Annotated in this window: 22 protein-coding genes and 1 riboswitch; of the genes, 14 read left to right on the top strand and 8 right to left on the bottom strand. The window is 57.9% G+C overall.

Translation table 11 applies throughout. From position 1 onward, the window contains the following. From HKD40_RS08625 to thiB, 3 genes are all read right to left on the bottom strand, one after another. Positions 1 to 639: an ATP-binding cassette domain-containing protein gene (locus tag HKD40_RS08625; RefSeq protein WP_169195337.1), complete on the bottom strand. Its 639-nt coding sequence runs from the start codon at positions 637 to 639 to the stop codon at positions 1 to 3. Continuing rightward, positions 623 to 2,215, bottom strand: coding sequence for a hypothetical protein (locus HKD40_RS08620; RefSeq protein WP_169195336.1), 1,593 nt, complete (start codon positions 2,213 to 2,215; stop codon positions 623 to 625). Before HKD40_RS08620 ends, HKD40_RS08625 begins: the two co-directional genes overlap by 17 nt. Before the next feature lie 62 nt (positions 2,216 to 2,277). Then, a complete protein-coding gene (gene thiB, locus HKD40_RS08615) occupies positions 2,278 to 3,282 on the bottom strand; it encodes a thiamine ABC transporter substrate binding subunit (RefSeq protein WP_169195335.1) in 1,005 nt (334 codons plus the stop codon). A gap of 69 nt (positions 3,283 to 3,351) precedes the next feature. Further along, positions 3,352 to 3,452: riboswitch (TPP riboswitch) on the bottom strand. A gap of 42 nt (positions 3,453 to 3,494) precedes the next feature. Between thiB and HKD40_RS08610 the strand changes: the two genes are divergently transcribed. Beyond that, on the top strand, positions 3,495 to 4,175 hold the full coding sequence (locus HKD40_RS08610) for a thiamine diphosphokinase (RefSeq protein WP_169195334.1): 681 nt from the start codon (positions 3,495 to 3,497) through the stop codon (positions 4,173 to 4,175). 74 nt (positions 4,176 to 4,249) lie between these two features. On the opposite strand, the gene HKD40_RS08605 is transcribed toward HKD40_RS08610, so the two are convergent. Further along, a complete protein-coding gene (locus tag HKD40_RS08605; RefSeq protein ID WP_169195333.1) occupies positions 4,250 to 6,064 on the bottom strand; it encodes an ABC transporter transmembrane domain-containing protein in 1,815 nt (604 codons plus the stop codon). Between the two features lie 217 nt (positions 6,065 to 6,281). On the opposite strand from HKD40_RS08605, the gene rpmE reads away from it, so the two are divergent. Next, positions 6,282 to 6,503, top strand: a complete 222-nt coding sequence (gene rpmE / locus HKD40_RS08600) for a 50S ribosomal protein L31 (protein WP_169195332.1) — start codon at positions 6,282 to 6,284, stop codon at positions 6,501 to 6,503. A gap of 66 nt (positions 6,504 to 6,569) precedes the next feature. Next, positions 6,570 to 6,893 carry a YnfA family protein gene (locus tag HKD40_RS08595; protein WP_349236799.1) on the top strand — a complete coding sequence of 108 codons (324 nt, stop codon included), beginning with the start codon at positions 6,570 to 6,572 and terminating at the stop codon, positions 6,891 to 6,893. A 3-nt stretch (positions 6,894 to 6,896) separates the two neighbouring features. On the opposite strand, the gene HKD40_RS08590 is transcribed toward HKD40_RS08595, so the two are convergent. Continuing rightward, on the bottom strand, positions 6,897 to 7,412 hold the full coding sequence (locus tag HKD40_RS08590; RefSeq protein WP_349236797.1) for a DUF1465 family protein: 516 nt from the start codon (positions 7,410 to 7,412) through the stop codon (positions 6,897 to 6,899). 328 nt (positions 7,413 to 7,740) lie between these two features. Then, positions 7,741 to 7,926: a DUF1192 domain-containing protein gene (locus HKD40_RS08585; protein ID WP_169195330.1), complete on the bottom strand. Its 186-nt coding sequence runs from the start codon at positions 7,924 to 7,926 to the stop codon at positions 7,741 to 7,743. A gap of 295 nt (positions 7,927 to 8,221) precedes the next feature. Between HKD40_RS08585 and HKD40_RS08580 the strand changes: the two genes are divergently transcribed. The 7 genes from HKD40_RS08580 (at position 8,222) to HKD40_RS08550 (ending at position 15,185) form a co-directional block, all read left to right on the top strand. Then, positions 8,222 to 8,971: a cell cycle transcriptional regulator TrcR gene (locus tag HKD40_RS08580; RefSeq protein ID WP_169195329.1), complete on the top strand. Its 750-nt coding sequence runs from the start codon at positions 8,222 to 8,224 to the stop codon at positions 8,969 to 8,971. A gap of 74 nt (positions 8,972 to 9,045) precedes the next feature. Next, entirely contained in the window at positions 9,046 to 9,807 is a 762-nt protein-coding gene (locus HKD40_RS08575) for a sulfite exporter TauE/SafE family protein (RefSeq protein WP_169195328.1), read from the top strand. Positions 9,808 to 9,909: 102 nt separating this feature from the next. Next, positions 9,910 to 11,712, top strand: a complete 1,803-nt coding sequence (locus tag HKD40_RS08570; RefSeq protein WP_169195327.1) for a M3 family oligoendopeptidase — start codon at positions 9,910 to 9,912, stop codon at positions 11,710 to 11,712. A 46-nt stretch (positions 11,713 to 11,758) separates the two neighbouring features. Then, a complete protein-coding gene (locus tag HKD40_RS08565; RefSeq protein WP_169195326.1) occupies positions 11,759 to 11,917 on the top strand; it encodes an aa3-type cytochrome c oxidase subunit IV in 159 nt (52 codons plus the stop codon). Between the two features lie 66 nt (positions 11,918 to 11,983). Next, the gene (locus HKD40_RS08560; protein ID WP_169195325.1) at positions 11,984 to 13,465 is read left to right on the top strand and encodes a Re/Si-specific NAD(P)(+) transhydrogenase subunit alpha; all 1,482 of its coding nucleotides are present in this window, start codon (positions 11,984 to 11,986) and stop codon (positions 13,463 to 13,465) included. Further along, a complete protein-coding gene (locus tag HKD40_RS08555; protein ID WP_169195324.1) occupies positions 13,465 to 13,773 on the top strand; it encodes a proton-translocating transhydrogenase family protein in 309 nt (102 codons plus the stop codon). Before HKD40_RS08560 ends, HKD40_RS08555 begins: the two co-directional genes overlap by 1 nt. Positions 13,774 to 13,781: 8 nt before the next feature. Further along, positions 13,782 to 15,185, top strand: coding sequence for an NAD(P)(+) transhydrogenase (Re/Si-specific) subunit beta (locus tag HKD40_RS08550; protein ID WP_169195451.1), 1,404 nt, complete (start codon positions 13,782 to 13,784; stop codon positions 15,183 to 15,185). A gap of 39 nt (positions 15,186 to 15,224) precedes the next feature. Here the strand turns inward: HKD40_RS08550 and HKD40_RS08545 are convergent, their stop codons facing one another. Next, a complete protein-coding gene (locus HKD40_RS08545) occupies positions 15,225 to 15,443 on the bottom strand; it encodes a SlyX family protein (RefSeq protein WP_248305978.1) in 219 nt (72 codons plus the stop codon). 134 nt (positions 15,444 to 15,577) lie between these two features. Here HKD40_RS08545 and HKD40_RS08540 point away from each other — a divergent pair, with 134 nt between their 5' ends. The 4 genes from HKD40_RS08540 to HKD40_RS08525 all read left to right on the top strand — a co-directional run bounded on the left by HKD40_RS08540 (position 15,578) and on the right by HKD40_RS08525 (position 18,892). Beyond that, on the top strand, positions 15,578 to 16,120 hold the full coding sequence (locus tag HKD40_RS08540) for a hypothetical protein (RefSeq protein ID WP_169195323.1): 543 nt from the start codon (positions 15,578 to 15,580) through the stop codon (positions 16,118 to 16,120). A gap of 77 nt (positions 16,121 to 16,197) precedes the next feature. Then, positions 16,198 to 16,836 (top strand): DsbA family oxidoreductase, encoded by a 639-nt coding sequence (locus HKD40_RS08535; protein WP_169195322.1) that lies wholly within the window; start codon positions 16,198 to 16,200, stop codon positions 16,834 to 16,836. Between the two features lie 41 nt (positions 16,837 to 16,877). Beyond that, positions 16,878 to 17,687: an alpha/beta hydrolase gene (locus HKD40_RS08530; protein WP_169195321.1), complete on the top strand. Its 810-nt coding sequence runs from the start codon at positions 16,878 to 16,880 to the stop codon at positions 17,685 to 17,687. After that, on the top strand, positions 17,684 to 18,892 hold the full coding sequence (locus HKD40_RS08525; RefSeq protein WP_169195320.1) for a multidrug effflux MFS transporter: 1,209 nt from the start codon (positions 17,684 to 17,686) through the stop codon (positions 18,890 to 18,892). Before HKD40_RS08530 ends, HKD40_RS08525 begins: the two co-directional genes overlap by 4 nt. A 65-nt stretch (positions 18,893 to 18,957) precedes the next feature. Here the strand turns inward: HKD40_RS08525 and rpsU are convergent, their stop codons facing one another. Further along, a complete protein-coding gene (gene rpsU / locus HKD40_RS08520) occupies positions 18,958 to 19,188 on the bottom strand; it encodes a 30S ribosomal protein S21 (RefSeq protein WP_169195319.1) in 231 nt (76 codons plus the stop codon). Positions 19,189 to 19,379: the final 191 nt, after the last annotated feature.

Genomic DNA, 19,379 nt, shown 5'->3' with positions numbered 1-19,379 from the left:
CTAAATGCGCTCCAATTTCTTTTCAACGATCTGATAGTGGCGGCTTGCGAGCGCAGCGATATCATCGCTGTGATGGCTCACCAAAACAGTGTGCCAGCCGTGTTTCTTGGTCAAGGAAGCAACAAGGTCCCGGACGGACGCGCGCGTTGTATCGTCGAGCGCCGAAAACGGCTCATCGAGCAGAAGCACCGGCCGAGCGCGCAGAAGAGTCCGCGCGAGAGCAACGCGCTGCTTTTGCCCGCCTGACAGCGTCGATGTAATTTGCTCATCCATCCCACCAAGGCCAACCTCAGCCAAAGCCTGCGCCACCAGCTGAGTGCGCTCTGCCTTGTCGCGGCCTTTAGGAATGCCCAGAACAGCATTCTCCGCCGCGCTCAGGTGGTCAAAGAGATTATCCGCCTGCAACAGCAGGGATATTGGGCGCGTCTCGGGCGGCAGATGCAAAAGCGGTTCACCATAGACCGTGAGCGAGCCGTATACCGGGGTCAGAAATCCTGACAAGAGATCAAGCAGCGTCGATTTCCCCGACCCGCTTGCCCCCGAAACGGCCGTCACCTCCCCCGCTTCGGCCTCGAGCGAGAAGCGATAGGGCTCGGTCTGACCGGGATAGCTAAAAACCAGATCAGTGGCGATGAGCATGAGCGATTCTTTCCAAGGCGCGCGGAAGCACGATAAAGGCTAGGATTGTCCCAATGAGCAAGAGCGCAGCGATAGCTGCGGCATCATTGGACCGGTAAGCCCCAAGGGCACGGAACATCATTAGGGGCAGAGTTTCAAAGTCCTGCGTGCCAAACAGGGCGATAACGCCGAGGTCGCCCAGCGAAAAGCAGAAGGCGAGCGCGAGCATTAAGCCGATATCCCGACCTAAAAGGGGGTATTCGACCGCAGCAAACTGCCTCCACCCGCCCATTCCGAGCGACCGGATCAGCTTCCCACGATTGCGGACAATGCCGTCGAGTGGCGGCCCTAGTGTCGCTATGGCAAACGGCAGCGCCAAAAGACTGTTGGCGACGACGACAACGATGGGCGCCGCAAAATTGATACCCATCCCCAGCGTCCGCACGATCAAGAAGAACCCCAGCGATAGAACCACCGCAGGCACAGCCAGATAAGCATAGGCTGGTGCGCCCAAGATTGTCCGCCAAATCGGATTGGCGACGGCTGCACGCCCCAAAGCAATGATCAGAGCGAACACCAAGGTGAGCACGGCCGAGGCCGCACCAATAATGAGGCTGGTCGCACTCGCCTGCCAAAACTTTGGCTGTTCCAAAACGCGCGGCAATCCAGTCGCCAAACCGTCCCAAAGCACCGACACCAGCGGCAATGCAAAGCCGATGGCAGCGGTCAACAGTATGGCCCACTGCACCACCCTAACGCAGATACTATCCTGCCAGCGGGGCTGCGCGGACAGTCCCAGTGCTGCCGGGACTGGGGCAAATGCCGACGCGAGGAGGATGATCACCGCGCAAACACCAATCTGCGTCATCGCCAGCCATACCGCCCCAACCAGATCAAAATTCAGTCGCACCGCAGAATAGATCGCGACTTCCAACGTCTGATTGGCCGGTCCACCGCCGAGCAACAACACAATCGGAAAGCTGGTAAAGGCGAGCAAGAAAATGATCGCCCCCAAGCCCGGCAAACTCCCCTTGAGCGCTGGCCAGTCGATCAAACGAAACCGCGTCCAGGCCGAAAGACCCAAGGACTGCCCGACTTTAAGCCGTGTAGCAGGCACAGCATCGAGCCGCGCGAGCAGAATACGAGCGGCAAACGCGCCATCAAGAATGACATGGGCGAGCAAAATCCCCGAAAGCCCGTAGGCAGGACTATCAATCGTAAAACCGAAAAGGGATTGAAGCGTCTGGTTGATCCAGCCGTTCCGTCCCCAAATCGAGAGAATACCAAAGGCCACCACCATGCCGGGCGTCACAATGGCCGAGGCAAAAAGCGCCACAACGAGATTCCGCCCGACAAAGCGCAGGCGATTGAGCGACCAGGCCACAGCCACGCCGACGGTCAGCGACAGCACCGTTGTCAGACCGGCCTGCACGCTGGTCATCCGCACCAAATGCCAGATGTCGACACGGCTGGTGCCACCAGCATCATCGGCAGCAGCAGCAATGGCGAGCAGAACGGAAACGATCAGTCCCGCCACTGCCAACGCCAAGAGCGCTGCCCCCGCGATGCGATAAGGGCGAAAGGGAAGAGAATTCACCACCTAATCCTTAGCCAAAGCCCACGCAGGCGCTGCGCCCGCGCGGGTCCAAAGCACAATCGCTATTGCAATGCCCCGAGCATCTCATCGATCCACGCGGGCGAATTGGCGATCACCTCGGCTTCCGGCAGCGTCAGCGTCTTGGTTGGCTGCGGCAGGTCCTTAAAGGAGGCATCGAGCGCGTCACCCAAATCCACCACCGGGAACATCCAATTGGTCGTCGGGATCACAGCCTGCCCCTCCGGTGAGGTCAGATAGGCAAGGAACGACTTCGCCAAGTCCTGATGCGGCGACGATTTCAAAACGCCCGCAACTTCGATCTGCGGGAAGTGCCCTTCGTCAAACAAAGCTGCCTTGATGGTGTGATCACCTTCATCAAAGATATGGTAGGCGGGCGACGTGGTGTAGGAGAGCACCATGTCCGCTTCCCCATCGAGGAACAGCGCATAGGCTTCCGACCAGTCCCGCGTGATGGTCAAAATCTTGGGCTTCAGCCCCTGCCAGATCTCAGCCGCACGATCCCCATAAGCTGCCTTGACCCAAAGCATAACGCCCATGCCCGGCGTCGAAGATCGTGGATCCTGGATGACAATCTTGGTGTCATCGGGCAGTGCGATCATCTCCTCAAACGAGGCGGGAGGCGTTGTGGTTTTGTCGGTGTCGTACATAAACGCGAAGTGCGAATAGTCGAACGGCGCAAATTGCGCATCGACCCAAGGCTCTGGCGTATCGAGGCCGGACAGGTCGAGACCGTGGTCGGCAAACAAGCCCGTCGCCCGCGCTTCCCCGGCGATGGCTGTATCAAGCCCGAGGATAATATCGGCTTCTGTACTCGTCCCCTCAAGCTGCGCACGACGGAGCGCGCCAATCGAGCTATCGGCCGCGACAAAATCGATGGTGCAGCCGCAGGTCTTCTCGAAACCGTCTTTAAGAGGCACACCCGGGCCCCATTCACTGGCAAAACCGTCATAGGTATAAACGGTCAAAGAGGGCTTATCTTGAGCGATCACAGTGCCGGAAACTCCGGAAAGTAGGACCGCAAGCGCAATGGAGGTGAACTTGACCATATTGGTCATCCCTTCAATCAGTTGCGGCCATGTGTGAAGGGGTGTCAATGGTGAGGATGTCCGTAGAGGCACCCTTGCCATCTCGAACTTCCTCCGCCAGCATGACCTGGTTCAGGTTCAATGGGTAACTCTCAGCTCCGGCAGCAACCGGAACACCCCAGCGAGACGTCGTGGACCATATTGAGAGTGAGCCAAGAGTGCAATCCCCCGGTTTGACTGAAACGACCACCCCGCTTGTCTTCGATCAACCCATCGCAATAGTTGGTGGCGGCACCACTGATCCTGCTCTTCTGCGCGATCTTGCCAAGCGCGGCGTGCCATTGATTGGCGCCGACGGCGGCGCTGACATTATCGGCGCGGCCGGGATCATTCCCGACGCCATTATTGGTGATCTTGATTCTGTTTCCGACCGCGCGGCCTGGGAGCAAAAGACCCGCGTGATCCACATCCCTGAGCAGATCACCACCGATTTCCAAAAGACGCTGTATTCCACGCAAGCGCCCGTCACCCTGGCGCTGGGCATGACCGGCGGCCGCCTCGACCACACGCTCGCGGCCCTTAGCGCCGTGCTTCAAGTCGCGCGCAATCGCCATGTTCTCTTGGTCGACGAGGTCGACGTTGCCTTGGCCGTATCGGGCGCCTTCAACTTTACGGCAACGAAAGGCGAGCGCGTCTCCATCCACCCCCTGCTGCCCATCACCTTTACCCATTCCGATGGGCTGTTTTATCCGCTCAACGGCCTCACGCTGGAACCGACCGGGCTTCTCGGCACGTCCAATGCCGCCCTCGGCGGGCCGGTACAGATCGTTCCTGAAACGCTAACGCCGTGGCTCCTTCTCCTTCCGCGCGAGCGTCTTTGGGACTTGGTTGCCGCCTTCACAGCGTGTCACTAGGCCAAACATAACGGCGCACAAAAAAGCCGCCGAGATTGCTCTCGACGGCTCACATTTGCTTTTGGCTGGAAGTCTTACAGCCCTGCGTCATCGCTCCGGAACTGCAACGCCGCCAGATCGGCATAGCGCCCACCGGCCGCGACCAGCTCATCATGCGTACCCGCATCGACAACCTTGCCAGCTTCCATAACCAGAATGCGATCCGCATCCCGAATAGTGGCCAAGCGGTGCGCGATCACCAAGGTTGTGCGCCCGTTCATCAGATGCTCAAGAGCCATCTGCACGAAGCGCTCGCTTTGCGCGTCCAGCGCCGAGGTCGCCTCATCGAGAAGCAGAATCGGTGCGTCCTTCAAAATAGCGCGCGCTATCGCCAACCGCTGCTTCTGCCCGCCCGAGAGCATCACCCCGCGTTCGCCGACAATTGTCTGATAGCCCAGCGGCAGGTCGGCAACGAAGTCATCAACCAGAGCAGCCTTAGCCGCTTCAACGACATCAGCATCACTCGCCCCCGGCTTGCCGAAGCGGATATTGTCCGCAATCGTGCCCGCAAAAATGGTCGGCTCCTGCTCGACATAAGCGAAACGCTGACGCAGATCGGACGTCTTCACATCACGAATATCGACGCCATCGACGCTGATCGCGCCGCCGGTCACATCATAGAAACGCTGCAGCAAAGAGAGCGTTGTCGACTTGCCCGAGCCCGAAGGACCCACCAGCGCAACAGTCTGCCCCTTACCCACCTCAAAGCTAAGCTTGGAGATCACCGGCTCTTCAGAACCGTAGGTAAAGGTCACATTGTTGAAGGCCACAGTGCCCAGCGACGGCACAGGCAGGGCCTTAGGCGCGACTGGATCGATGATCTGCGGCTCAGTATCGAGAATTTCAATAATCCGCTCGGTCGACCCTGCAACGTTCTGCAGCGATCCCATCACCTCAGCGAAATTAGTCAAAGCCCCCGACGCCATCAAAGCATAAACGAGGAATTGCGCCAGCTGGCCTGCTGATACCGAACCTTCAAAGACCGAGCGCGCGCCCCACCACACAAGGCCAACAAGAGCCGCAGTGCCGAGGAAAATCACCATGCCGACGAGGAAAGCGCGGGCCCCAAGACGGCGCACTTCAGCGTCATAAGACTCTGCATTGCGAGCGCGATAAATCTTGTCCTGAATGCCTTCCTGCGTGAAAGCCTTCACGGTGCGGTTCGAGCCCAACATTTCGGTCGCCATTGCCGAAAGCTCAGCCATCGCATCCTGCGTTGTACGGCTCATTTTCCGCAGTCGCTTGGAGAAGGCCAAAACCGGCAGCACGATTGCGGGAATCGCCACAACGACAGCCACGGTCAGGACCGGGCTGGTCAGGATCATCATGATCAGCGCGCCGACAATCGTCACCATCGAACGCAGCGCCAGCGAGAAACTCGAGCCAATAGCGCCGCGAATAATCGACGTGTCGGTGTTGAGGCGGCTCGTGAGCTCACCCACACGATTGGTATCGAAATAGCGCGTTTCGAGCTTGAGCAGGTGGATGAATAAGTCACCGCGCAGATCGGCGACCACGCGCTCACCAATAACGGAGATAAAATAGAAGCGCGCGCCGCTGGCAAACGCCATAATCGCCGCGACCCCAAGGATCAGCCAGCCATAGCGCCCCACCATATCGAGGTTTTGCGCGATAAAGCCTTCGTCAATTGCGCCCCCCAAAAGAGCGGGAATCGCCAGAGACGTCACTGCAGACGTAAGCAGAAACAGAACCGTCAGCAGAAGACGCAGCGGATAGCGCAGCAAAAAGGGCAAAAGCCGCTTGAGGGGCTGCAGACGCTTAGGTGCCGAGGTAACCTGGTCAGTAAGCTTCTGCGGATCGGTCTCAGCCGAGACGGCCTGATCTGTCATGGAAAGAATACGCCGTCTATATTGCGGAAGTATATCGTCCATATAGGCGCTGGCCGTTTCGCTCGCAACAACCACTTCTCAGCCCAATTGCCGCGCTTTTGACGCTGAGAACCGCCCTCCATGCCCTTGCAGAAGCTAAGTTCATGTTGTAGGAAGCGGCCCAAGAACCAATTCCTGCTCTCCGGGCGCTTCTGCGCCCGTTTGATTTGAGGCCAACATGAAGACCGATATCCACCCGGATTACCACACCATCAACGTCGTCATGACCGACGGCACGACCTACCAGACCCGCTCGACTTGGGGCAAGGATGGCGACACGATGCAGCTCGACATCGACCCGCTGTCCCATCCAGCTTGGACCGGTACTCAGGGCCAGCTGATGGACCGTGGTGGTCGCGTTTCCCGCTTTAAGGAACGCTTCAAGGGCCTGGGCATCTAAGCTCATTCCTACAGGAATTTTGAAAGCCCGGCCTCGTGTCGGGCTTTTGTTTATCTGGAGCTTGAAATTATGGGCTTTGCCATATTTTTCGGCGCGGCCGTTTTTGAGATTGCTGGCTGTTATCTCGTTTGGCAGGCGCTACGCACAGGCCAGCTCTGGCTCTGGGCCCCAGCTCTTGTCGCACTCGCGCTCTTTGCTTGGATATTGACACTCACCGACACAGCCAGCGCCGGTCGGGCCTTTGCGATCTATGGCGGCATCTACATCCTCGCCTCCCTCATCTTCATGGGAAGCGTCGAAGGCGTTCGCCTTGATCATTGGGACATGCTGGGAGCCGGTCTCGCCCTTGCAGGCGCCGCCGTCATCTACTTTGCCCCAAGAGGCGCGTGACGGTTAGCGCTTAAAGGCGGACTGCAGGCGCGTCATCTGGTCGACAATCCCATTGCTGTGGATCTCGATAGCGTCCGGCACTGCGCCTCGCTCCAGCAGGTCCAGCTGCATCACGCGATCAAACAGCCGATCACCCTTATCGATAAAGTCACGCAAGGCGCCTGGAAGGTCGTCATAGCCGGGGCCACCGCGCTCTGAAGGGGTCGCCGAAAACTTCACCTTCTCTTTTTCAGAGCGTGCGTTTTCTCGGCTAATTTCACCTTCGTTGACTGCGCGCTGGAGCAAGAGCCACGAGGCCAACTGCATCAAGCGCGTGGTCAGGCGCATCGATTCTGTGGCGTACATAAAGCTCGCTTCCCGTGACAGGATGCGGCTTTCAATGCGCCCATCTGTGTCGAGATAGGCAGCGACCTGTTCGATCAATGTCATCCCTTCACGATAGAGCACGTCAAATCCAGCGGACGCGACGATACGCGGGCCAATGGAAACGGCAGATCGATCATTAAGGGATTCGGACACGAGGACTCCTAAGCGCTGAGCACTTATTTAATGTCTCACGCGCGCATGTGTCATCACAAGCTGAACGATATGCTTAAAATCCGGTCGATAGCGTTAGGATTTTGGACGCCCGGCAGAAAAAAAGAGCCGTATGAAAACGGCTCTCGAAGTTAACAGGGAGGCGTCAAACAGAGAGAAAATTCGCTCTGCAGAATCCAGAAGAACTCTGAATAACCAGACCTTAACGAGCAAAGATTAATTGCCACTTAACAGGTTGAAATTGCTTAACCTTGCTCGTTGGTAAAGGGTTAAACTTGGCGTCATTGGCCGCCTAAACACCTGCTAAAAATCAAAATTTGAAGGCCGCTTCGGCAGCCGCGCGACTGTCCCCTTTGGCCAGGATTGCCGCTTTTAGCCGCCCGATCTCACCTTCGAGCAAACGAATGCGCTCCTCCAGTTCGCTCACAGAGAGGCTATCGAGCACCATTCCAAGCTCGTGTGTCTTGGCCTTCTTGGCAAATTCCTCATCCATCATGTCGACACCCTTTCGCCTTGCCTACCGAGCCTAACTCAGCCCATCGCGAGAGAAAACCGTTAACCCGCTTGCTCCCGCACGCACTGCGGTCGCTAACTCTATGCACAAGCGCCACTTTCACTCCCCAACGCCCGCACAACAGCTTCGACCAGAACCAGATCATTCCCGACAGAGTAGTTAAGGATTGCGGATTAGCGTCCTGCGCATTATATTGCGCTCCAGTTCCCCCTCAGATTTGTCCGTGAGGCGGAGCGGCCCGGAGGAATACCGGCCGCGCCAACAGGAGAAGTTTATCATGTCCCAGCCCCTTTTGATGCCGAAGGCAACTGCCGTCTGGCTCGTGGACAATACTGCTCTGTCGTTCGAACAGATCGCCGCTTTCTGCACGCTGCACCCGCTTGAAGTGCAAGGCATTGCCGATGGCGACGTCGCCGGCGGCATTATGGGCGTCAACCCAGTTCAGAATGGCCAGCTCGAGCGTTCGGAAATTGAAAAGGCTGAGGCCGATTCGAACTACCGGATGAAGGTAAGCGATCCAAAGGTTCGCGTTGCTGCACCAAAGCGTAAGGGTCCACGTTACACCCCGATCTCGCGTCGTAACGAACGCCCGAACGCCATTAAGTGGCTCGTGCGTAACCACCCTGAGCTCAAGGACGCACAGATCATGCGTCTGGTTGGCACCACCAAGACCACAATTGAATCCGTTCGTGACAACAATCACTGGAACGCAGCGAACCTCACAGCGATGGACCCGGTTACTCTGGGTCTCTGCAGCCAGATCGATCTCGATATGGAAGTGAAGCGCGCCTCCAAGGATGCTCCAACTGAGCGTGAATACAGTGAAGGCACCACCCTTCTCACCGCTGAAGAAGCTCTTGCCCGTGCGCAGAGCCGCGCTCAAATCGGTACTATCGATCTGGGTCTGAGCTTTGGCGCTGAAGACATGGGCGGCGCACCCGCTCCAGTGGTCGAAGACGAAATCGACGCTGATTCTGTTTTCGCTAAGCTCAAGAGCCTCAAGTCGACAGCAGACGACGAAGAATAAGCTTTCAATCCCCGCTCCGGCGGGGATTTTTTTATCCTGCCTTTTCTCCTTCCCGCGCCCTATCGGTTCCCGAGATGATTGACCCCGTGTTCTTCGCTGTGGCGTCGCTCGCCATGCTCATCGTTGGCCTGTCAAAGGCCGGGCTTCTCGGTGGATTGGGCGTTATTGGGGTTCCCCTGCTTACCCTCTACATGCCTGCGCGAGACGCGGCGGGCATGATGTTGCCCATCCTGTTGTGCATGGATGCCGTTGCTGTCTGGATGTACCGCAAGGAGTTCAGCCGCGACCTCCTCAAGATCATGATACCCGGCGCCATGGTCGGGACCCTGCTTGGCTGGGTGCTCTGGGCCTTCGTCAGTGATGCTGTGGTCATCCTCATCGTTGGTGTCGTAACGCTGCTCTTCGTCCTCGACGCCCTTTTGCCCCTACGTAAAAAGCTTGAGAGCCTTCCGCCCTCGACCGGCTGGGGGCGTTTTTGGGGCGTGATCGCTGGCTTTACCAGCTTCATCTCCCACACGGGTGGCCCCCCTTTCCAAATCTACGCGCTGCCACAAAAGCTCACACCGGCGATTTATGCGGGTACCAGCGCGGTGTTCTTCGCCATCGTCAACACCTCCAAGCTGATCCCTTATTTCTTCCTCGGTCAGCTCAATGTGAGCAATCTGCAATTGGCGGCGCTCTTTGCCCCCATTGGCATGCTCGGCGTTCTCATCGGCGTCATTCTGGTGCGCAAGATTTCCGCAAAACTCTTCTACACCATCGCCTATTGGCTGGTGTTCCTGCTGTCCTTCAAACTCATCTGGGATGGTGTGACCGGCATTCTCGCAGGCAGTTAATCTGCATCAAAGCGGCTCTTGCTTGGCCTAATCGACTTCACACTTTGCGAGCCGCTGGCTAAGGTCCGCCGCAAAGAAAACGATCAGGAGTCGAATTCGACCATGAGCGCCGCCCCACAATCGAGCCACAACCAGTTTGGTACCCTTCCCGTCTGGGATCTCAATGATCTCTACCCCGGCAAGGACAGCCCAGAGTTCAAGACAGCGCTCGATCAATTGCGCACGCTTTCCGACGCATTCGAAGCCAAATACAAAGGTAAGCTGGTTGAGCTGACCAAGGCCGGCAAGCTCATTGAGGCCATCAAAGACAGCGAGACCCTGTCGGACATCGGCGGTCGCGTTGGCTCCTTCGCGTTTCTGCAATATGCGCAGAATACCGTTGATCAGGATCGCGCCAAGTTCATGGGCGACATCAACGAAGTTCTCACTCAGCTCTCCATCAAAACCCTCTTCTTCGAGCTCGAGCTGAACCGCATCGAAGACGCTGATCTCGACGCCGCCCTCGCGCAAAGCGAAGAGCTGGCACGCTACAAGGTCTGGTTCGCCGAACTGCGCAAAGCCAAGCCACACCAGCTCGATGACAAGCTCGAAGAGCTGTTCAACGAAAAGTCCGTCACCGGCTTTTCCGCATGGAATCGTCTCTATGACGAAACCCTCTCCAGCCTCGAATTCACCGTCGCTGGCGAAACGCTCGGCCTTGAAGCAACGCTAAACCTGCTGTCCGACAAAGACCCAGCCAAGCGCGAAGCAGGCTTTAAGGCACTGGCCGAGACCTTCAAAAATAACACCCGTCTTTTCACCCACATCACCAATGTGCTGGCGAAAGATAAAGAAATATCCGATCGCTGGCGCGGCTATGGCGACATTGCTGACAGCCGTCACATGTCCAATTCGGTCGAGCGCGAAGTCGTCGACGCGTTGCAAACCGCTGTTCAGGCCGCCTATCCGCGCCTGTCCCACCGCTACTACAAGCTCAAGGCCAAGTGGTTCGGTCAGGAAAAGCTCAACGCCTGGGATCGTAACGCGCCTCTACCAACCAGCGATGAACGCATTTGGGGCTGGGATAGCGCTGTCGACACCGTTCTAGACGCCTATGGCCGTTTCTCGCCAGAACTGGCCGAGTGGGCCAAGCCATTCTTTAATTCGGGTTGGATCGATGCCCCAGCGGGCAATGGCAAGCGTTCGGGCGCCTTTGCGCACCCAACCGTGCCAAGCGCACATCCCTATTTGATGCTCAACTACCTCGGTCGCACGCGCGATATCATGACCTTGGCGCACGAGCTGGGTCATGGCGTTCACCAGCGCATGGCCGCCGCTCAGGGCCCGATCCTCTCGAACACCCCGCTCACGCTGGCAGAAACGGCTTCCGTCTTTGGCGAAATGCTCACCTTCCGTGCGCTTCTGGCCAAAACCACCGATCCGAAACAGCGTTTTGCGCTTTTGTCTTCCAAGGTCGAAGACATGCTCAACACTGTCGTGCGGCAAATCGCCTTCTACACCTTCGAGCGCAAGGTTCACACTGCCCGCCGTCAGGGCGAACTGCGCACCGAAGAAATCAACGCTATGTGGCTTGAAGTCCAAGCGGAATCGCTAGGCGACGCCATCATTTCCAACGATGGCTACGAGGTGTTCTGGACCTATATCCCACATTTCATCCACTCCCCCTTCTATGTCTATGCCTATGCCTTCGGCGACTGTCTTGTGAACTCGCTTTACGCGCAGTATGAGAAGTCCAACGAAGGCTTTGCGGAGCGCTACTTTGAGCTCCTTAAGGCCGGGGGAAGTAAGCACCACTCCGAGCTGCTCGCGCCGTTTGGTCTGGATGCCAAAGATCCCCAGTTCTGGTCGCTCGGTCTCTCGATGATCGAAGGCCTGATCGACGAATTGGAGGCGACCTCGCCTTGAGGTCCTTTCATCTATAAGTTTGACGCTCCTAGTTTCAGAGGACACCATGGCCAGCAAGACCGCCGACCATCACCCAGCTCCTGCAAATGGAATGGACTACCCAGAACACAACCGCACCTACAGCGGTTTCATCACCGGCGTTAAGTGGAGCTGCTATGGCGGCGCTGCGCTGATGATCATTCTCTACTTCCTGATTATCCACTAGTCAGACCAAAACTACGCAGGCGCATGAAAACGGCCTGCTTCGCGCAGGCGGGGCAGGAGGACCTTCATGAAGATTGCCGTATTGCGTGAACGTATCGGGGGGGAAAGCCGCGTTGCGGCAACCCCCGAGACCGTGAGCAAATTTATTGCCCTCGGGGCAGAAGTTGTTGTCGAACAAGGCGCGGGGACCTTATCCCGCATAAGCGATGAACACTACGCCCAAGCGGGCGCTACCATCGCCAAAAGCACAAAGGACACCGTTAAGTCCGCCGATATTGTGCTCTGCGTCCGTCGCCCAGCGGCCGACGCCTTAGCCGGTACCAATCCCGGCGCACTGCTTATTGGTGCACTCGACCCCTACGGAAATGAAAAAGACGTTTCAGCGCTCGCCCGGTCCGGTGTGAGCGCTTTTGTTATGGAGTTCATGCCGCGCATTACCCGCGCTCAGGTCATGGATATCCTGTCCTCTCAGGCTAACCTTGCTGGCTATCAATCCGTTATCGAAGCGGCAGCCGTGTTTGAGCGCGCTTTCCCGATGATGATGACCGCCGCAGGCACCGTCCGCCCCGCCAAGGTCTTCGTCATGGGCGCAGGTGTTGCCGGTCTTCAAGCCATCGCCACCGCGCGTCGCTTAGGCGCTGTTGTGTCGGGCACCGACGTGCGCCCCGCCGCCAAAGAACAAGTCGAATCGCTCGGCGCAAAATTCATCGCTGTTGAGGACGACGAGTTCAAACAGGCTGAAACCGCTGGCGGTTATGCCAAGCAAATGAGCGCGGACTATCAAGCCAAACAGGCCGAACTCACCGCCCAGCACATCGCCAAGCAAGACATTGTCATCACCACAGCGCTCATCCCAGGACGTCCGGCCCCACTGCTAATAACCAAAGCCATGGTCGAGAGCATGGCCCCCGGCTCGGTGATCGTTGACCTCGCCGCAGAACGCGGCGGCAATGTTGAGCTGACGCAGGCCGACAAAATTATCGAGCACAAGGGCGTCACCCTCGTTGGCTACACCAATATGCAGGGCCGTATCCCCACCACATCGAGCCAGCTCTATGCGCGCAATCTACTCGCCTTCATTGAGACGCTGGTCGACAAAAAGGAACAGCGGCTCACCATCAATTGGGATGACGAACTGGTCAAAGCGACCCTGCTGACCCGCGACGGCGCGATTGTTCATCCCAATTTCGCCGCCCCCGCCGAACAGCCCCAGGGGTCCAAACCCAAAGCCGCCAAGGCTGACCAAGCACCAGCCAAGCCTGCTGCTAAGACCAAGGCTGCGAAAGCACCTGCGCCCGTCACAACTCCTGAGCCGGTCAAGCCCAAGCGCGCCGCCAAAGCGGATGTGCCAGCCATGGCCGATACGCCCAAGAAAGCGAAGACTGGTGTGGAACAATCCATTCCGGCAGGGGCAGAACCAGCGCCCTCGCCGCGCAAAACCGCTGCCACCAAAAAAGCTGAGGCTGTCATTGCAGCCGCGGCAGCAGCCGCAAAGCCAGCGCCAAAACGCACCAGAAAGACCGCCACTGCGTCCAAGGGGGACAAGTAATGGACGTCTCTGCCATCGACCCGTTTACCTTCCGTCTGGCCATTTTCGTGCTGGCGATTTTTGTCGGCTACTTCGTCGTCTGGAGTGTGACGCCAGCCCTGCACACCCCGCTCATGAGCGTCACCAATGCCATCTCCTCAGTGATCGTGGTTGGCGCGCTCCTCGCCGTCGGGGTGCATTCCGTCAATGACGCCAGTTGGGCCAGCAAGGCCTTCGGTTTTATCGCGCTGATCTTTGCCAGCGTGAACATTTTCGGCGGCTTTCTGGTCACCCAGCGCATGCTGGCGATGTATAAGAAGAAGGGCTGATAGCGATGATCAACGCAAATATCGCTGCCATTCTCTACCTCGTCGCAGGCGTGCTCTTCATTCTCGCGCTGCGCGGGCTCTCTAGCCCTCGCTCGGCCCGTCAGGGCAATCTCTTCGGCATGGTAGGCATGGGCATTGCCATCGTCACCACTCTCGCCGTTGCCGCCCCCAGTGATTGGGTCAGCTGGCTCCTCATCATCGGCGGCCTCGCCATTGGTGGGGGCATAGGGGCTTACGTCGCCAAAGCGGTGAAGATGACCGACATGCCTCAGCTTGTCGCCGCCTTCCACTCGCTGGTCGGCCTTGCTGCGGTCTTTGTGGCCGCCGCCGCGCTTTACGCGCCGGAAGCCTTCAACATCGGCACAGCCAAACACATCCACATGCAGGCGCTCATCGAAATGTCGATTGGCACTGCCATTGGCGCTTTCACCTTCACCGGTTCGGTCATCGCCTTTGCCAAGCTCAACGGCAATATGAGCGGCAAGCCGATCATCCTGCCCTATCGCCACGCCATTCACATCGCCTTTGGCATCGCCATCGTCGCGCTGGTCTGGGTCTTCTCCACCAATGGCGATCCGTGGCTCTTCTGGGGCATCACCATTTTGGCGCTCATCCTCGGTGGCTTGATGATCATCCCCATCGGCGGCGCGGACATGCCGGTGGTGGTATCCATGCTCAACTCCTATTCGGGTTGGGCCGCAGCAGGCATCGGCTTTACCCTCGGCAACACCGCCCTCATCATCACGGGCGCGCTTGTCGGCTCCTCGGGCGCGATCCTCTCCTACATTATGTGCAAGGCGATGAACCGCAGCTTCATCTCCGTCATCCTAGGCGGTTTTGGTGGGGACACTGCGGCATCGGGTACGGGCGCGGAAGATGATCGTCCCGTAAAACAAGGTGCGGCCGACGATGCCGCCTTCCTTATGAAAAACGCGGGCAAGGTTATCATCGTCCCCGGCTACGGCATGGCCGTCGCGCAGGCCCAACACGCGCTGCGTGAAATGGCCGACCAACTCAAGGCTGCAGGGGTTGAGGTCAAATACGCCATTCATCCTGTGGCAGGTCGTATGCCGGGCCACATGAACGTGCTGCTCGCCGAAGCCAATGTGCCTTACGACGAAGTGTTCGAGCTTGAAGACATCAACTCAGAGTTCGCGCAATCCGACGTTGCCTTCGTCATTGGCGCCAACGACGTCACCAATCCAGCGGCCAAGACCGACAAAACATCGCCGATCTATGGCATGCCGGTTTTGAATGTTGAGGACGCAGGCACAGTGCTGTTCATCAAGCGCGGCATGGCAGCGGGCTATGCTGGCGTTCAGAACGAATTGTTCTTCCGTGACAACACCTTGATGTTGTTTGGCGACGCCAAAAAAGTCACCGAGGACATCGTCAAAGCGCTCGGTCACTAGCAAAAATCAAAGGCCCGCTTCGGCGGGCCTTTTCTTTGATCAATAATGCGGCGGCGGACGTTCAGTGGATGGGTCTGCGATAAAGCTGCCCGAACGCACTTGCTCCTCCAGCATGCCGAGTTTTTTGCGCATCAAATCGATCACGCGCCACTGCTCGGTAATTGTTGCGTTCAGCTCTTCGATCGTCTGGTCCTGATAGGCGATCCGCATTTCGAGCGCGTCGATCCGCTCATTGGTATCCATGCTGTTCACCTTCATACCTCATGTCTCCGCCCGACATAGGCTGAGCCACAGCCGTTCACAAGAGATCACGTTAAAGAGCGCAAGTTTACCTATACGGAACCTAGCAACGCCAATCGCTGTTGATACCCGAACCTTCTGGAGCGGTTGCGATGGCTATCTCCCAAGCCTTTGACAAAGTACAGAGCCTGCACCTGACCCCCGCGCAGTGGTTGCGCACCTTTGTATCCGTCCTCTTCCCGCTCGGGGTCTTTGGCTTGGTCAATTTTTTGGCCGACCCACTGGGCATGCAGCCGCTCTTCTTTTCACCCTTCGGAATGCCGGGCTGGATCGGAGCCATTTTCCATCTCAGCCAGCTCGCCTGCCTTGGCGCAGCCTATGCGGCGATCACACGCGCGGGCAGCTCGCACTCTGCCGGGTTCTGGGTCATGCTCACCACCGCAGGCTTCATCGCCCTCCCCTTTGCCACGTCCGCGCTCGATCCGTTTCAACTCACACTGGCTGGCACGAGCCTGTTCCTGCTCACCGTCGGCACGCTTTTGCGCGTAGCTCCGCACTCGCAGGGCGCGGTCTGGTTCATGACGCCGGCCCTCGTGATGGTCGGGCTGGCGACGGTCATGGGCCTGCTGCTCGCAGCCTCATACCTTCCACCCTTCGCGCCGATCTATGTGCAGACCCACTCTGCCGCGGTCTGACAGTTACTCAGAAGTTCCCTCTTGCAAGAGCTCATATGAAGGCTCATTTGAAACGCTCAAACGCAAGAGGAGCCACCATGGCTAAACAACTCAAAATAGACGTCTTCACTGATGTGGTCTGCCCATGGTGCTTGGTCGGCTCTCTGCGTCTCGACTCAGCCCTTGCAGCGCTTCCAGACGACGTTGAAGTTATCGTCGAAAATCACCCGTTTTACCTCGATCCTACCGTGCCGCCCGAAGGTGTGGACGTGGGCAAAATGCTCGCCGAAAAATACGGCAAGGATCCCAAGGAAATGTGGGAGCGGGTCGAGAGTGAAGCGAAAAAAGCCGGCGTCGATCTCGATTTGAGCAAGCAACCGCGCATGTTCAACACGGCCAAGGCGCACACCATCACGCGTCTGTCCAAGCCCAATGGCAATCAGCACGAGCTGGCCAATGCCATAGCTGACGCTTATTTCCTCGAACACCGTCAGATCAATGACGACAATGTCCTAGCCGATATTGCTGTCGAATTTGGCTGGGATCGCGGCGATGTCCTCGACGCCATCAATGACGAGAACGAGCTCGCCATCACCGCTCAACTGGCCACCAGCGCTGCTGAGCAGGGCATTCGCGGCGTGCCATTCTTTGTCTTTGGTGAAAAATACGCGCTCTCCGGCGCACAACCTGCAGAAGTCTTCGCTCAGGCGCTCGAAAAAACCATTTCGGAACTCTGATCGTATTATAGACCAGAGCAGCTCAGCCAAGGACGTCTCCGATGAAGATCATTCGCGTTGCGGCAATTGCTCTGGTCTCCCTTGCGGCGTTGGCCTACCTCAGCGCCACGGCCTATATGTATTTCAACCAGCGCAATTTTCAGTACGACCCTGTCGGCACTCTGATCCCGCTTTCGGACACAGCGCTAACCGAGGCACAAACCATTTCCATTGGCGATGCCGACACTCTCGTCAACGGCTGGTATCAGCCACCCGCAGAGGGCAAGCCCCTCATCCTGTTCTACAAGGGCAATACCGGCAGCTTCTCGGAAGAATACGAGCGCTACGAAACTTGGGTTGAGGCTGGCTACGGGTTTTTAGCCTTTGACTATCGCGGCTTCCCGGCCTCGCCAGGCGAGATCAACCAGACCAATATTTTGGCGGACTCCCTGGCCGTCTACGATTGGGCTGCCGCCAAGGGCGACCCGATCATGGTATGGGGGCGCTCCATCGGCACAGGCCCTGCCAATTATGTTTCGAGCTTACGCCAACCCCAAGCCTTGCTCTTAGAGACGCCATTCCTTTCGGCGGTCACCGTCGCCGCTGAATGGTATCCCATCCTGCCTGTCGCCCTAGTCATGCAAGATAAGTATCCCAGCAATGAGTGGATCAGAACTGTTTCCGCTCCGGTGCTTGTGGCACATGGAACCGCAGACAAAACTATCGACGTGAGCAACGGCGAACGCCTTTATGCCCTCGCACCCAATCCGGATGAACTCTGGATCGTCCCCGGCGCTGACCACAGCGACCTCTGGGCCGCAGGGATTTGGGGGCAAGCCGAACCGTTTTTTGAAAGAGCACTTACCAAGTGAGTGAAACCAAACTGGCGGGCATGTCTGCCCGCCGTACCGCCATTATCGGCGGTCTCATGGTGGCGACCGGCCCCTTAAGTCTAGGCCTATATCAACCGGCTCTGCCCACCATTGTCCAAGAGCTGGCCATCAGCGAAAACGCTGGCAAACTCACTCTAACCGTGTACTTCGCCTCTTTCGCCCTCGCGCAGCTCCTCTGTGGCCCCCTCTCCGACCGGTTCGGTCGCCGCAGTATCGGCATGGTGTTCTTCGGCATCTATGTGCTGGGCAGCCTTCTGTGCACCTTCGCGCCCAATATCGAGATGCTGTTCGTGGGACGGTTCGTCCAGGGGTTCGGCGTCTCAGCCGGCGTAGCGCTATCGCGTGCCATGGTGCGCGATCAATTCGTCGGTGCCGAAGCCATCCGCATTCTGACGATGGTCAATCTCATTCTCACCGTCACGCCCGCCGTCGCGCCCACTTTGGGCAGCGTCATTCTCGCTTTTGGTCCGTGGCACATTATGTTCGTGATCATGGCGGGCTTCGGCTTGGCGATATTGGCACTGCTGGGCTTTTCGAGCCGTGAGACTTTGCCCCCCGAGCGTCGCATCCCGTTCAGCCCGTCGATTATTTTCAAAAACTACAAGACCCTGCTGACCTCCAAGGATTTCATGGTCCCTGCGCTCTTGCTCGGGCTCACCTTTGGCGGTTTCCACGGCTTCACAGCACTTTTGCCCTTCGTCCTCATCAACGATCTGGGTCTCACGCCCTTCCAATTCGCTATGGCCATGCTGGTGCAAACCGGGTGTTTCACCATTGGCAATCTGGTCGCCGGAGCCCTCGCCAGCCGCACCACGGCTGATCGGATTGTCACGTTCTCCCTCGTGGCATTTGGTCTGTCGGGCCTGAGCTTTATCATTCTCCCCACCCTGATCCCGACCAGCCTGCTGTCGATTATGGTTCCGGTCGGCATCTGGATGGTTGGCCTATCGCTGATCGGCCCCAGCGTCACAACCGCCGCTATGGCCGGTTTCGGCGCTATCGCGGGCGCAGCCGCCGCCATGAGCGGATTTCTCCAAATGGGCGGAGGCTTCGTCGGCTCGCTCATTGGCAGCACGCTGTTTCCCGACGCCCGTACAGCCATGATGGTCGAACTCCCCATCATCGCCGTGCTCATCATCGCGCTGGCGCTTTACGACAAAAAGCGCCTGAAGGTGGCCGCGTAAGCGCAAACGAAAAGGCCGCCTCCCCTTGGAGACGGCCTTTCAAAATTCTCTTGAACGGTAAGGCTTTACCTTGGCGTTGGCGTCGGTGCAGCCACCAGACCTTCGCGCTGTAGACGCTTACGAGCCAGCTTGCGGGCGCGACGAACAGCTTCGGCCTTACGGCGAACCTTCTTTTCCGAAGGCTTCTCGAAGTAGTTGCGCAGCTTCATTTCACGGAAGACGCCTTCGCGCTGCAGCTTTTTCTTGAGCGCGCGCAGCGCCTGATCAACATTGTTATCGCGAACGACTACTTGCAAAGGTAACCAGCCCCTTCAATGCTTGGCTAATGTGTTGAACATGTGCGCGCCGCTCGAAACAACCCACCGCCCGCACGGCCTGAATGGCAGGCTCTATACAACAACACTCCAAATATGTCCATAGTTTCCGAGCGTTGCGACCCTCAACTTGCTACAAACGATCCAGCATTGTTACAGCACCACCTCCAAAC

This window comes from Devosia sp. MC1541, assembly GCF_012847305.1.
Lineage (GTDB): Bacteria > Pseudomonadota > Alphaproteobacteria > Rhizobiales > Devosiaceae > Devosia.
Note: the sequence above shows the minus strand (reverse complement) of the source record. Positions and strands in the feature narration are given on the sequence as shown.

Excerpts from the sequence above, each read along its gene's own strand:
- HKD40_RS08560 (WP_169195325.1), top strand. The coding sequence starts at position 11,984 with ATGAAGATTGCCGTATTGCGTGAACGTATCGGGGGGGAAAGCCGCGTT.
- HKD40_RS08570 (WP_169195327.1), top strand. The coding sequence starts at position 9,910 with ATGAGCGCCGCCCCACAATCGAGCCACAACCAGTTTGGTACCCTTCCC.
- HKD40_RS08605 (WP_169195333.1), bottom strand. The coding sequence starts at position 6,064 with ATGACAGATCAGGCCGTCTCGGCTGAGACCGATCCGCAGAAGCTTACT.
- HKD40_RS08535 (WP_169195322.1), top strand. The coding sequence starts at position 16,198 with ATGGCTAAACAACTCAAAATAGACGTCTTCACTGATGTGGTCTGCCCA.
- thiB (WP_169195335.1), bottom strand. The coding sequence starts at position 3,282 with ATGGTCAAGTTCACCTCCATTGCGCTTGCGGTCCTACTTTCCGGAGTT.
- HKD40_RS08545 (WP_248305978.1), bottom strand. The coding sequence starts at position 15,443 with ATGAAGGTGAACAGCATGGATACCAATGAGCGGATCGACGCGCTCGAA.
- HKD40_RS08540 (WP_169195323.1), top strand. The coding sequence starts at position 15,578 with ATGGCTATCTCCCAAGCCTTTGACAAAGTACAGAGCCTGCACCTGACC.
- rpmE (WP_169195332.1), top strand. The coding sequence starts at position 6,282 with ATGAAGACCGATATCCACCCGGATTACCACACCATCAACGTCGTCATG.
- HKD40_RS08565 (WP_169195326.1), top strand. The coding sequence starts at position 11,759 with ATGGCCAGCAAGACCGCCGACCATCACCCAGCTCCTGCAAATGGAATG.
- HKD40_RS08585 (WP_169195330.1), bottom strand. The coding sequence starts at position 7,926 with ATGATGGATGAGGAATTTGCCAAGAAGGCCAAGACACACGAGCTTGGA.
- HKD40_RS08555 (WP_169195324.1), top strand. The coding sequence starts at position 13,465 with ATGGACGTCTCTGCCATCGACCCGTTTACCTTCCGTCTGGCCATTTTC.
- HKD40_RS08580 (WP_169195329.1), top strand. The coding sequence starts at position 8,222 with ATGTCCCAGCCCCTTTTGATGCCGAAGGCAACTGCCGTCTGGCTCGTG.
- HKD40_RS08530 (WP_169195321.1), top strand. The coding sequence starts at position 16,878 with ATGAAGATCATTCGCGTTGCGGCAATTGCTCTGGTCTCCCTTGCGGCG.
- HKD40_RS08625 (WP_169195337.1), bottom strand. The coding sequence starts at position 639 with ATGCTCATCGCCACTGATCTGGTTTTTAGCTATCCCGGTCAGACCGAG.
- HKD40_RS08575 (WP_169195328.1), top strand. The coding sequence starts at position 9,046 with ATGATTGACCCCGTGTTCTTCGCTGTGGCGTCGCTCGCCATGCTCATC.